The organism is Kitasatospora sp. NPDC051705, from assembly GCF_044453265.1.
Classification (GTDB): domain Bacteria; phylum Actinomycetota; class Actinomycetes; order Streptomycetales; family Streptomycetaceae; genus Kitasatospora.
This window is the reverse complement of the sequence record NZ_JBITCO010000001.1, coordinates 214,514-226,393: the sequence shown is the minus strand read 5'-3', so window position 1 is coordinate 226,393 and position 11,880 is coordinate 214,514. Positions and strand designations below refer to the sequence as shown.

At 75.4% G+C, this 11,880-nt stretch carries 11 protein-coding genes; 8 read left to right on the top strand and 3 right to left on the bottom strand.

Annotated features, from left to right (window positions below; genetic code table 11):
- Positions 1–218: 218 nt before the first annotated feature.
- The 4 genes from ACIA8Q_RS00990 to ACIA8Q_RS00975 all read left to right on the top strand — a co-directional run bounded on the left by ACIA8Q_RS00990 (position 219) and on the right by ACIA8Q_RS00975 (position 3,183).
- Entirely contained in the window at positions 219–815 is a 597-nt protein-coding gene (locus ACIA8Q_RS00990; protein ID WP_396316519.1) for a cupin domain-containing protein, read from the top strand.
- Between the two features lie 64 nt (positions 816–879).
- Positions 880–1,806, top strand: a complete 927-nt coding sequence (lepB, locus tag ACIA8Q_RS00985) for a signal peptidase I (RefSeq protein ID WP_396316518.1) — start codon at positions 880–882, stop codon at positions 1,804–1,806.
- Positions 1,807–1,961: 155 nt separating this feature from the next.
- The gene (locus ACIA8Q_RS00980; protein WP_396316517.1) at positions 1,962–2,210 is read left to right on the top strand and encodes a hypothetical protein; all 249 of its coding nucleotides are present in this window, start codon (positions 1,962–1,964) and stop codon (positions 2,208–2,210) included.
- A gap of 313 nt (positions 2,211–2,523) precedes the next feature.
- Positions 2,524–3,183, top strand: a complete 660-nt coding sequence (locus ACIA8Q_RS00975; protein WP_360206046.1) for a zinc ribbon domain-containing protein — start codon at positions 2,524–2,526, stop codon at positions 3,181–3,183.
- A 108-nt stretch (positions 3,184–3,291) separates the two neighbouring features.
- Here the strand turns inward: ACIA8Q_RS00975 and ACIA8Q_RS00970 are convergent, their stop codons facing one another.
- Positions 3,292–4,782 carry an LCP family protein gene (locus ACIA8Q_RS00970; RefSeq protein ID WP_396316516.1) on the bottom strand — a complete coding sequence of 497 codons (1,491 nt, stop codon included), beginning with the start codon at positions 4,780–4,782 and terminating at the stop codon, positions 3,292–3,294.
- Between the two features lie 405 nt (positions 4,783–5,187).
- Between ACIA8Q_RS00970 and ACIA8Q_RS00965 the strand changes: the two genes are divergently transcribed.
- Entirely contained in the window at positions 5,188–5,583 is a 396-nt protein-coding gene (locus tag ACIA8Q_RS00965; protein WP_360206041.1) for a hypothetical protein, read from the top strand.
- A 241-nt stretch (positions 5,584–5,824) separates the two neighbouring features.
- Here ACIA8Q_RS00965 and ACIA8Q_RS00960 read toward each other — a convergent pair whose 3' ends face one another.
- Positions 5,825–7,465 carry a SpoIIE family protein phosphatase gene (locus ACIA8Q_RS00960; protein ID WP_396316515.1) on the bottom strand — a complete coding sequence of 547 codons (1,641 nt, stop codon included), beginning with the start codon at positions 7,463–7,465 and terminating at the stop codon, positions 5,825–5,827.
- A 288-nt stretch (positions 7,466–7,753) separates the two neighbouring features.
- On the opposite strand from ACIA8Q_RS00960, the gene ACIA8Q_RS00955 reads away from it, so the two are divergent.
- The 3 genes from ACIA8Q_RS00955 to ACIA8Q_RS00945 all read left to right on the top strand — a co-directional run bounded on the left by ACIA8Q_RS00955 (position 7,754) and on the right by ACIA8Q_RS00945 (position 10,995).
- Entirely contained in the window at positions 7,754–8,608 is an 855-nt protein-coding gene (locus ACIA8Q_RS00955) for an SDR family oxidoreductase (protein ID WP_360206036.1), read from the top strand.
- Positions 8,609–8,931: 323 nt separating this feature from the next.
- On the top strand, positions 8,932–10,140 hold the full coding sequence (locus ACIA8Q_RS00950) for an ROK family protein (protein WP_396316514.1): 1,209 nt from the start codon (positions 8,932–8,934) through the stop codon (positions 10,138–10,140).
- A gap of 300 nt (positions 10,141–10,440) precedes the next feature.
- Entirely contained in the window at positions 10,441–10,995 is a 555-nt protein-coding gene (locus ACIA8Q_RS00945; RefSeq protein WP_360206030.1) for a hypothetical protein, read from the top strand.
- Between the two features lie 75 nt (positions 10,996–11,070).
- On the opposite strand, the gene ACIA8Q_RS00940 is transcribed toward ACIA8Q_RS00945, so the two are convergent.
- Positions 11,071–11,691, bottom strand: coding sequence for a hypothetical protein (locus ACIA8Q_RS00940; RefSeq protein ID WP_396316513.1), 621 nt, complete (start codon positions 11,689–11,691; stop codon positions 11,071–11,073).
- Positions 11,692–11,880 lie beyond the last annotated feature (189 nt).

Here is an 11,880-nt window from a genome sequence, read left to right as displayed (position 1 = left end):
CTGCCCGGGCGGTCACCGCCGCATCGTAGGGAGGCGGGCGGTGGTCGGCGGGGCGGGCCGCGCCGGGTGGCCGGAGTGCGCGGCGAACGTCATCCGGTCGGCCGACCGGCACCGGCACTGGCCGCGGACCGGCCGACGGGGGCGCCCGGGGCGGGCCCGGCGGCGCGCACGGTGTGCCGGTTTGACAAACGCCCTTGCCGTAGCGGCGAATGGCGGACATGGCCGACGAAGACTTCGAGAACGTCCTCACCACGGTGGGCCCCCGGCTGCGCGCCCTGCGGCGCGAACGCGGCACCACGCTCGCCGCCCTGGCCGCCGCCACCGGGATCTCGCTCAGCACCCTCTCCCGGCTGGAGTCCGGGCAGCGCAAGCCGACCCTGGAGCTCCTGCTGCCGCTGGCGCGGGAGTACCGGGTGCCGTTGGACGAGTTGGTCGGTGCACCGGCGACCGGCGATCCCCGGATCCACGCGCGCCCGGTGACCAGGAACGGCCAGACCGTCGTCCCGTTGACCCGTCACCTCGGGGGCCTGCACGCCTACAAGCAGATCATGCCGCCCGGTCACGGCACCGGGCCCGGGCTGGAGTTGAAGGTGCACGAGGGCTACGAGTGGCTGTACGTGCTGTCCGGCCGGCTCCGCCTGCTGCTCGGCTCGCACGACCTGGTCCTGACGGCGGGTGAGGCGGCCGAGTTCGACACCCGCACCCCGCACGCCTTCGGCAACGCCGGGCCGCAGCCCGTGGAGTTCCTCAGCCTGTTCGGCCCGCAGGGGGAGCGGATCCACGTCAAGGCGCGCCCGGGAACCTCTGTTCGGTAGGTTCGTTCCCTGACAGGGAGTCCGTTCCGGGCTCCCGTCAGGCCGTCGGGAGGGGCCGCGAATTATGAGTGTGCAGCAGAGCACGGAGTCCGGCGAGAGCGGTGGAGCCGGGGAGCGGGTGGGGACCGCGGCGGCCGGGTCGCCGGGGCCGGGCGGGAAGGCCGGGCGCAGGAAGCGTCCGTTCTGGCAGGAGCTGCCGATCCTGCTGGTGATCGCCCTGCTGCTCTCGCTCGGGATCAAGACCTTCTTCGTCCAGGCGTTCTCGATCCCCTCCGGCTCGATGGAGCAGACCCTGGAGATCGGTGACCGGGTCCTGGTCGACAAGCTGACCCCGTGGTTCGGCGCCGAGCCCGAGCGCGGGGAGGTGGTGGTCTTCCGCGACCCGGGCGGCTGGCTGGAGGGCGCCCCGACGCACTCGGGCGGTTCGGTGATGAGCACCGTTCAGAAGGCCCTGAGCACCGTCGGTCTGATGCCCTCGGCGGACGAGAAGGACCTCATCAAGCGGGTCATCGCGGTGGGCGGGGACACCGTGGAGTGCAAGGCGGGCGGCCCGGTGAAGGTGAACGGCGCCGCGCTCGACGAGCCGTACCTGTTCCCCGGCTCGACGCCCTGCGACAACGACCCGGTGGGCACCGTCACCGTCCCCAAGGGCAAGCTCTGGGTGATGGGCGACCACCGCAACAACTCCCGGGACTCCCGGCCGCACCACAACGAGACGGGTGACGGCTTCGTGCCGGTGGACAACGTCGTGGGCCGGGCCTTCGTGGTGGCCTGGCCGCTCTCGGACTGGTCCACGCTGCCCGTCCCGGACACTTTCGACAAGGTGCCGTCGGGTGCCGCCGCCGCGCCGGCGGCGACGCCGTCGGGTCCGGGGGCGGTCGCGCTGGGTGCCGTGCTGCCGGTCGCGCTCTGGCGCCGCCGCCGGGGTGCCGCTCCGTCCCCGGTCTCCCGGGCGCGTTCGGTGCTGAGTGCCCGTCGGGGGCGCGACTGAGACGGCCGCGGGCCGCGGGCCGCCCCACCGTCCGTGGCGAAACCCCCTCCGTGATCCTCTACACGCCTGTAGAGTCCCGGGGTGAGCTGTACGCGCGGTCGCGTGGCCGCCCGACCGGGGAGGCCGCGGCCGGGGCCGGGTCGGGAGGCGGAACCGTGATGGAGAGTCGGCGCAGTCCTGCGCCCGCCGGGGAGCCGGCGGAGCCGGACGTCCAGTGGGTGTACCAGCCGGTCGAGGTGGACCTCGGCGGCGGCACCTGGGCGTCCGGTCGGATCAGCGGCTGGTGGCGGGACGACGCCGGGGAGCGGTGGTGCCGGCTGAGGGTCAGCCGCAGCGGCCGGCCGGCCTGCTGGGAGCGCTTCGACCCGGCGCGGGTCCTGCTGCTGCCGGTGGCCGGGCTCTGAACCACCGTGCGGACCGGGGCAGGCCCGGGCCCCGTGCGCCGGGCCGGGTCGATCGGGGCCGGGCCGACCGGGGTCCGGGCGGGCGGTGACCGGTCCGCCGGGGAGCCCCCGCGGGGCCGGAACCGGGCCGGCGGGCGCGTGCGTCCCCTGGAGCGGCGATCGCGAGACGCTGCCGCGGACGGCTTTACCCGTACGAGATTCACAACGGATGAAGGCGTGTGCGATTCTGTGCAGCGCCTCGTGACCCGCCGTCCTTGTCGGGACCCGGGGGCCCGGGGACCGCCGACGCGCCACTTCAGCCACCGGGGACGACGTGAGTTCCGAGATCTACTTCAGCAGCAACTACCGCGACCTGTGCCAGCAGCACGGCACCGGTGCGGGGTTCCAGTTCGAGTTCTACTGCTCCCGCTGCTCCGACACCTGGCGTTCGCCCTTCGAGGCGTTCACCACCGGTCAGGTGGCCGGCTGGATCGGCAAGGGCGTCAGCGCCGCCTGGAACCTCATCGGCGGCAACGCCAGCACCATCAGCAGTGCCGCCGACGGCCTGGCCGGGCACACCTGGGGCAACGCGCGCGACGCCGCGTTCCAGCACGCCATCGGCAACGCCCAGAGCCACTTCAACCGCTGCGCCCGCTGCACCCACTACGTCTGCGGCCGCTGCTTCGACCCGGGCCAGGGCCTGTGCCACACCTGCGCCCCGGACACCGCGGCCGAGGCGGTGGTGGCGCAGCGGCGCGGCCTCAACGACATGGTGTCCGACCGCGCCTACCAGCAGGGCCAGCAGTCGGGTGCGGAGTTCGACGTGCGGACGCCGCGCCAGCTGGTCTGCCCGCAGTGCTCGACCGAGACGCACGGCACGCCGTTCTGCCCGGGCTGCGGCTTCCGGCTGGCCCAGCCGGTGCAGTGCGGGCAGTGCCACCAGAACGTCCCGGACGGCGCCGCCTTCTGTCCGACCTGCGGCGCCAGGCGCTGAGCCGGTCCGAAGCGGGTCCGTTCTCGAGCCGGGGCGTCCCTTCGGGGGCGCCCCGGCTTCCGGTCGGTCGCCGGTCGGTCGACGGTGACTCGCCGGGTCAGCCGTCCGTCACCCGTACGAGACGTTCGCGCACGGGTCGTCGTCCGCCGAGCGGGCGGCCCCGGCCACGCTGCTGGGCACCGGGGCCGGGGCCGACGCGGCCCCGGTGGTCGGCGCGGTGGCGGTGCCGGCCGGGTTGGCGGCCGCGAAGTCGTGGCCGAGGACCAGGCTGATCCCCTTGCCGCCGGGCTGCACGGTCGCGCCCGGGAACAGCTTGGCGACGGCGTCGGCCGCGGCGTGCTCGCCGGTGCCGTACTCGACGACCGTGGCCGCCCGCGGCCGGCCGGGCGCGTTGCCGACGGTGGTGACGGTGTAGCCGGCGCCCTTGACGGTCTCCGCGGCCTTGCCGCCGAGCCCGGCCGCGCCGGTGCCGTTCAGCACCGTGACCTTCACCTCGGCGGGCTTGACCTCGCCGCTCCCGGCGGCGGCGTCCGGCGAGGCGTCGGGGGTCGCGCTGCCCGGGGCGGTGGGCGCGGCCGATTCGCCGGCGGCCGGGGCGGCGGCGCTGGCGTCCTGCCCGTCCAGGGTGCGGTCGGCCTTGAGCGCGGCCCAGAGCTGGTCCACGTCGGGGTGGACCAGGGCGACCCGGGGGCCCTCGTAACGCCACGGTGTGGTCACGAACTTGACGTCGTGCAGGTCCACGTCCTTGACGGACATGGCGAAGGAGAGCAGCTTCGCGGCCGAACCGAGGTCCGGGTCGACGGTCAGCGACTTGGTGGCGGCGTCGGCCAGCGGGAGCAGCGTGGTCGGGTCCATGCCGCCCGCCTTGACCTGCTTGATGAGCGAGGAGAGGAAGGCCTGCTGGCGCTTGGTGCGGCCGATGTCCGAACCGTCGCCGATGCCGTGCCGGATCCGTACGTAGTCGAGCGCGGACTGCCCCTCGACCTTCTGCCTGCCCTTGGGGTACAGCAGTTTGCCCTTGCGGCCGAGGTTCGGGTTGAGGTCGCCCTCGTGGACGTCGTTCGGCAGGCAGACCTCGACGCCGCCGACCGCCTTGGTCATCGAGGCGAAGCCGTTGAAGTCCACCACGATGGTGTGGTCGACGCGCAGGTTGGTCAACTTCTCGACGGCGTTCTGGGTGCAGGCGGGGTTGCCCTGTTCGGTGTCGCCGACCGAGAAGGCGCTGTTGAACATCACATTGGTCTGCTCCTTGGTCCACTTGCCGTTCGGGAGCTTGCACGGCGGGATCGTGACCAGGGAGTCGCGGGGGATCGACACACCGGTCGCGTGCCGGTGGTCGGCGTAGACGTGCAGCAGGATCGCGGTGTCCGACCGGGCGCCGCCGTCCCCGCCGCCGCCGAGGTCGCTGTTGCCGTTCCCCCGGCTGTCGGACCCGATCAGCAGGATGTTGACCGGGGTGCGGCCCTGGGCGTCCGGGGCCGCGGCGGCCGGGCGGTCCTTGCTGACGGCGTCGCCGTCGAAGGTGGTGATGTTGCCGTTCAGCCTGTAGTAGACGGCGCAGCCGCCGAGGACGAGGAGGGCGGTGCAGCCGGCGGTCACCCAGAGCACCTTCTGCTTGGTGCTGCGCCCGGGCTTCGGCTTCGCCCGGCTCGCGGGGCGGCCCGCCGGGGGGCCCTCGGTGGACCGGCGGGGTGGCGGTGGGCCGTCGCCGGAGCGGCGCGGTGGGCTGTCGGTGGCCCGGCGCGGCGATTTTTCGGCTTCGCGGGAACCCCTGCGACCAGCCACGTCGTCATCCTCCACAGTTGCCACGAGACCCCCGTCGGAGCGGCGGGCGTGCGTGGCCGGGGCCGGAGCCGATCCGGGCAGGCCCGTCGCTAAACTTTTACACCGCTGTAGAACTTCAGTGGAGCATACTAGGCGCAGATGAGAAAACCACCTGGTCAGACCAACGGATTCGGTCGGCCGGGCTCCTCCGCGCTGCTCGGAACACGTACGAGGAGCACGATGACTCACCGGATCGCACGTTCGATAGCCGGCGCCCTGGTGGCACTGCTGGCCGCCGCCGGCCTCACCGCCGCGGCGTCGAGCGCGACGGCGGTGGCCGCACCCCGGGCCGTCGCGGCCACCGCCCCCGTCCAGGCACCCGTCGCACCGGCGGCGGGCCGGGCGGCCCCCGCCGCGCCCGCGGCCCCCGCCGTCCAGGCCGTGGCCGCCGGCGCCCGCAGCGTTCAGGCCGCGCCGGTGGCGCACCTCGCCGCCAAGGACAAGAAGAAGTCCGGCTTCTTCGCCAAGCTCGGCAAGTTCCTGATCGTCGTGGTGATCCTGATCATCCTCTTCTTCGTCCTGCTGATCGTCGGCGTCGTCTACGCCGCCAAGCGGATCTTCGGCCGTCGCAAGTGACGTGCAGGTGCGTCGACTGGTGCGCCGACTGGTGCGCCGACGTCACGGCGCGGCGGCGCGCTCCCGCGTCGAGACGTCGACGCGCTGAGTCGTCGATGCGCTGATGCGTCGATGCGCTGATGCGTCGATGCGCTGATGCGTCGACGGGTCGACAGGTCGACGCGCTGACGCCCCCCACCGCCCCGGTGCCGCTCTGACGGCGCCGGGGCGGTCGGCGTCCCGGCGCCGCCCCCGGGCGGAGTCAGCGGGGCCTGGGCCGGGCGGCGAGGAGGGCGATGTCGTCCTCGGCATTGCCGCCCGGGGCGCCGGTGGCGGGGGGCGCGAGGGCCTGCAGGACGGCGTCGAGGAGGTCGTCGAGGTCGCCGGCCGCGGGGAGACGGAGGGCGGCGAGGCGCTCCAGCGACGTGTCGATGTCCTCGTCGCGGCGTTCCACCAGGCCGTCCGTGTAGAGGAGCAGGGTCTGGTCGGCGGTGAGCGGGTGGGTGGTCTGCTCGTAGCCGCCCAGGCCGGTGCCGAGCGGCGGGCCGGTCGGGACCTCCAGCAGTTCGGTGGGGCGGTCGGGCGTGATCAGGGCGGGCGGGAGGTGGCCGGCACTGGAGAGCGTCCAGCGGCCGCGGCCCGGGTCGGCGAGGACCAGCAGGCAGGTGGCCGGCCGGGCGCTCTCGATGGCGGAGATGACGGTGTCGAGCTGGCGCAGGATCCGGTGCGGGGGGAGGTCCATCCCGGCGACGTCGCGCAGCGTGGAGCGGTAGTGGCTCATGTCGACGGCGGCCTCGACGCCGTGCCCCATGACGTCGCCCATCGCGAGCAGGGTGCGGCCGAACGGCAGCCGGACCGTCTCGTACCAGTCGCCGCCGACCACCGAGCTGCTGCCGGAGGGCAGGTAGCGGGAGGCGAGGCCCAGGTTCTGGTGGGGGTTGCCGGGCTCGCTGAGCAGGGCCCGCTGGAGTTCCAGGGCGATGCCCTGGGAGCGGGTGTAGCGGCGGGCGTTGTCGATCCCGGTGGCGGCGCGGGCGGCGAGGTCGCCGAGCAGCGCGGCCTCGTCCGGGGTGTAGGCCGGCCCGGCCGCGGTGCGGCCGAGGGTGAGCAGGCCGATGAGGCGGCCGCGGGCGGACAGCGGGAGGACGAGCAGCGAGCCGATCCCGGCCGGGGCGGGATCGGCGGGCCCGGCCTCGGTGAGGACGGCGATGCCGCCGGCGAGACTGCGGGCGGCCGCCGAGCCCTCCGGCTGGCGGACCGACTCGCCGGGCCCGGCGAGGTCGGCGAGGGCGGGGCCCAGCGCCGGGACGGACTGGACGGCCGCCCGGTGGAGGCGCCGCGGGACGCCGTGGCCGGGGCGGGCGGGTTCCGCGTCGGGCGGCAGGACGTCGACGGTGGCGAGGTCGGCGAAGGCGGGCACCGCGAACGCGGCGAGTTCGGCGCAGGTGGCGCCGACGTCGAGGGTGGTGCCGATGCGTTCGGCGGCCGCGTCGAGCAGGGCGAGCCGGGCGCGGGCCCGTTCGAGCTCGCGCAGCTGCTCGCGGGCCGGGTCCGGGTCGTCGAGGACGACGACCACGACGCCCGTGGTCCGCCCGGCGCGTTCGAGCGCCCGGTAGCGCACCCGCAGGCCGGGCGGTACGGGGGAGCCGGGTCCGTCGGGGCCGCCGGTGGCGTGTTCGCGGTCCCGTCCGTCGGTGAGGGCGCCGTGCAGGGTCGCGGCGGCCGGGCCGAAGGGGGTGGCGCCGGCGGGGCGGCTCAGCAGGTCGGCGCGGCGCAGGCCGGTGACGGCGGTGAAGGCGGCGTTGAGGTACTGCCAGCGCAGCTCGTCGTCGAGCAGGGCGACGCCGATCGGGGCGGTGGCGAGGAGGTCGCGGAGGAGGTCCGGGCTGTCGCTGTCGGTCATCGCGCCGTGGCTCGCCGCGAGCGCCGCCGCTGCCGTGAGTGACCGGGTGTCCGGTGTCGCGGACTGGGCGCCTTCTGCTCGGTTGCCGTGCCGGGACTGCATACGCCCATGATCACGCGCCGGGGCGCGCCACGCCCACAAGAGGGTGAAACCTTGACCGTCCGGGGCCGTCGCGGTAGGGGGCGGCACAGGTGTTTGCGTGTGCGCGCACACAAATGTAGAGTGCGTGCACACGCACACATCCCTGCCCGGGGCGACGCACCCCGGGCCGCCCGAGGAGAGACCCGCATGGACACCGCCGCCGCCACCCCGATCGTCCTCATCACCGGCACCTCCTCCGGGATCGGCCTCGCCGCCGCCGTGGCCGCCGCCCGGGCCGGCTACGGCGTCGTCGCCACCATGCGCGACACCGCGCGGGCCGAGGCGCTGCGCCACGCCGCCGTCGAGGCCGGCGTCGGCGAGCGGATCGAGATCGAGCGGCTGGACGTCACCGACCCGGCGTCCGTCGCCGCCTGCCTGGAGACCGTCCTCGCCCGGCACGGCCGGCTGGACGCGGTGGTCAACAACGCGGGCGCCGGATACGTCGGCACCATCGAGCAGGACGGCATGGCGCCCGTGCGGTCCACCATGGAGGTGAACTTCTTCGGCGTCGTCGAGGTCACCCGGGCCGCCCTGCCGCACCTGCGGGCCACCGGCGGCCGGGTGATCACCGTGACCAGCGTCGGCGGCGTGGTCGGGCAGCCCTTCAATGAGGCGTACTGCGCGGCCAAGTTCGCCGTCGAGGGCTTCATGGAGGCGCTCGCCCCCGTCGCCGCGACCGTCGGCGTGCACGTCACCGTCGTCGAACCGGGCGCGGTGGCCAGCGAGTTCATCGGCAACCAGGCCATCGACCTGCCCGCACTGCTCGCCGCGGCCGGTCCGTACGCCCCGGCCCTGCAGGCGTACGTCGACCGGACCATGAAGGCCTTCGGCCAGGCCCAGACCCCGGAGGAGGCGGCCGAGCCGATCGTCGCCGCGCTGACCGCCGAGCGGCCGCCGGCGCGGGTGCAGACCTCCGAGCGGGCCCGCGCCTTCGTGGGTGCCAAGCTCGCCGACCTGGACGGCTCGGCGGTGCAGACGATGACGGGCGGCTGGGTGGCCTGACGGCTGGTCGGGACGGTGGAGCCGGGCCGGTCGGCCGCCCGGCCGTGGCGGGCGGGGCCCGGCCCGGCGGCAGGCGCTTCCGTGGCGGGTGCGGGGCCGGCCCGGCCGGGCGCGGTCGGACCGGGTCGCGCGTCGTCGCGCCCGTCCGGCCGCCGGGCCTGCGGCGGGCGACGTCCGGTATCCGGGGCGAGAACGGAATGATCACCGGTCATACTTGGGCGGCGGCTCCCGACACCGGGCGCCGGGGGCGGTGCCAGGCGCGGCCCCGCCCGCCCCACCCGCAGTCCGGCCCACCCGCCGGTCCGTTCACCCCGGAGGAACCGATGAGCCGCCACCTGCCGACCCACCGCCCGGCGGCCGGGGCCCCGGCGGTGCCGTGGAACCGGCAGCGGCTGCGCAGCAACAACGAGTGGCTGCTGCTCGAACTGCTGCGCACCGGAGGAGGCTCCTCCCGCGCCCAACTCGCCCGGGACACCGGGCTGTCCAAACCCACCGTGTCCGCCGCCCTGGCCACCCTGGAACTGGCCGGACTGGTCCGCGAGGCCGGCCGCCTGGCCCCCGAGCGCGGCCGCACCGCGGTGCTGTACGAGGTCGACCCGACCGCCGGGCACGTGCTCGGCGTCGACATCGGCCGGGCCCGGCTCAGGGTCGCCGTCGCCGACCTCGCCGGGACGGTCGTCGCCCGCCGGGACGTCGCCAACCGCGGCCGCTCGGCGAACGCCGTCGCCGACGCCGTGGTCGCCGCCGCCCACGACGCCACCGCCGAGGCGGGGCTGGACCCCGCCGACATCGTGCACGCGGTGATCGGCACCCCCGGCGTGTGGGACGAGCAGCGGCGCGGCGTCCGCTACGCCACCAGCCTGCCCGGGTGGGGCCGACCGGGGCTGTTCGACCGGATCGGGGAGGGCCTCGGCGCGGCCGTCACCGTCGCCAACGACGCCAACCTCGCCGCGCTCGGCGAGTACACCCTGGGCGCCGGCCGGGGCAGCCGGATGTTCGCCTACCTGCTGGTCGGCACCGGCCTCGGCGTGGGCGTCGTCAAGGACGGCGAGCCGCTGCTCGGCGCGCACGGCGCCCTGGGCGAGATCGGCCTGGTGCCGCTGCCCGAGCGGTCCGGCGAACCCGCCGCGACGATCGAGCAGCAGGCCGCCGCCGACGCCGTGGTGCGCACCGCCACGGAGCTCGGGCTGGACGGCGCGCGCACCGCCAAGCAGGTGTTCGAGCTGGCCCGCGCCGGCGACCCGGCGGCGCTGCGGGCGGTCGACCACGAGGCCGGGCAACTCGCCTACGCCGTGGCCGTGCTGTCCGCCGTGCTGGACCCCGACCTGGTCGTCCTCGGCGGGGGCATCGGCAGCAGCGCCGACCTCCTCCTGGAGCCGCTGGAACGCGCCCTGCACCGGATCACCCCGATGCGTCCGACGCTCGCGCCCAGCCTGCTCGGGGAGGAGGCGGTGCTCCTGGGCGCCGTCGCGACCGCCCTGGAGACGGCCCGCCCCGAGGTGTTCGAACGCCGCACGTCCGGCCTGCCGTAGGGGGAGGGGTGGACCTGCCGTAGGGACCGGCCCGCCGTAGCGACCGACCTGGCCTAGGGGTCGACCTGGCCGTCCCGGGGGTGGTGACGGCGGATCGGGCGGGGTGGCGGTGGGCCGGACGGCGGGCGCTGGTGGGCGCGGTCGCCGCGGAGGCGCAGGGTGACGGTGGCCCCGGGGCGGTGACGCCGGGTAGCGGGAACATCTCGATCTGCCAACGAGTGGAGGATCCGTGCGCAGGAGGTGTGCGGGCTCTGCTTGAATCACGCACCTCATCCCAACGGAACGGAGCGTGCTCCACCCATGCCCTCACGCATATCCGGGCGCCGGCGCGCCGGCCTGGCCGGATTCGCCGGACTCGTCCTCACCGTCGGCCTGGCGCTGACGGGTTGCGACCCGTCGGCCACCGACGGCACCACCGCGCCGCCCTCGCCGAAGGCCGCCGTGACCACGGCGACCACGCCGCCCGCCGCCCCGGCCACGCCGCCCGCCGCGCCGACGACCCCCGCGGCGGTGCCGCCCGTCGCGCCCCCGACCAGTGCCGCCCCGACCGCGCCGGACCCGGCCCCGACCAGGACCGCCGCCCCGCCGTCGGCCGTGCCCAGCGTCCACGCCTCGGCGCCCGCGCCCAAGGCACCGCAGCCGAAGGTCACCACGGCGCAGCCGCCGACGGACCCGGAGCCGCAGCAGACCTCCGCGGCCGGCGCCACCGGGTGCGAGATCCGCTCGAACGCCGGGAACTGCTACGCGGCGGGGCAGTTCTGCCGCGAGGCCGACCTCGGTCGGAGCACCCATGACGCCAACGGCCGGATGATCTACTGCCGGATGGTGAGCGGCAAGCCGCACTGGCAGGCCTGAGCCTGCCGGGGGCCGGGTCCTCGCCCGGTCCCCACCACCCTCCGCCCGCCCCGGGCCTACGGCCGGCAGCGGCGATCAGACGACCGACCGGCGGCCCTGCTCGAAGAAGGCCAACACGTCGTCCACGCCGCCGAGTTCGCGGATCGTGGCCACCGCGCCGAACGGCGCGTTCCAGTACTTCCCCTGCTGCCGGGTGTGCGGGCCGACGTAGGCGTACGGCTCCGCCTGGAAGCCGTCGCCCGGGGAGACCCCGTAGTTGACCGCGTCCACCGTCACGCCGATGTCGAAGTGCTCGGGCCAGATCACCGGATCCGCCCCGGGAAACATCCGGCGCAGCGCGGCGTCGCCGACCGCGAAACCCTGCGCGATCCGGTGCGCCGACTGCGGATCGGCCTCGATCACGTCCTCGGGGCCGACACCGGATCCGTCCTGGTAGAGCCCCGCGGGTGCACCGGCCGTGACCCCGATCGCAGCCGCCAGCGCGGCGCACGTGGTCCGCTCGAGGAACAGGCGCTGCCCGGGCGCCACCAGATCCGCGCCGACGACCTGGACCTTCGGCTCGGCCCGGGTGGCGAAACCTCCGACGGAGGCGCGCAGCCTGATCGTGCCACTGGTCCGGAACTGCGGTCCGGCGAGGACCAGCTCCGCGACCGCGTGCAGGGCACGGCGGGTGCGTACAAGCGATTCGATGTCCATGACGGCATGCTCTCCCACGGCGGCGCCCGGCTCCCGCATCCGGCGCGGTCCCCACCGCTCACACGCCGGATCACGACCCAGCCGGCCGTCGGCGCCGACCCGGACGCAGGCGGCGGTGGTCCCACCGAGTACGGCGATGCCGGGTCTGCCCGGCGCGCGGTCGGGGTCGAGGGCGGCGCTGATCGGCGC

Coding starts and splice junctions, on each gene's coding strand:
- ACIA8Q_RS00955 (WP_360206036.1), top strand. CDS start 7,754: ATGGACACCGCCGCCGCCACCCCGATCGTCCTCATCACCGGCACCTCC.
- lepB (WP_396316518.1), top strand. CDS start 880: ATGAGTGTGCAGCAGAGCACGGAGTCCGGCGAGAGCGGTGGAGCCGGG.
- ACIA8Q_RS00960 (WP_396316515.1), bottom strand. CDS start 7,465: ATGACCGACAGCGACAGCCCGGACCTCCTCCGCGACCTCCTCGCCACC.
- ACIA8Q_RS00950 (WP_396316514.1), top strand. CDS start 8,932: ATGAGCCGCCACCTGCCGACCCACCGCCCGGCGGCCGGGGCCCCGGCG.
- ACIA8Q_RS00940 (WP_396316513.1), bottom strand. CDS start 11,691: ATGGACATCGAATCGCTTGTACGCACCCGCCGTGCCCTGCACGCGGTC.
- ACIA8Q_RS00945 (WP_360206030.1), top strand. CDS start 10,441: ATGCCCTCACGCATATCCGGGCGCCGGCGCGCCGGCCTGGCCGGATTC.
- ACIA8Q_RS00990 (WP_396316519.1), top strand. CDS start 219: ATGGCCGACGAAGACTTCGAGAACGTCCTCACCACGGTGGGCCCCCGG.
- ACIA8Q_RS00965 (WP_360206041.1), top strand. CDS start 5,188: ATGACTCACCGGATCGCACGTTCGATAGCCGGCGCCCTGGTGGCACTG.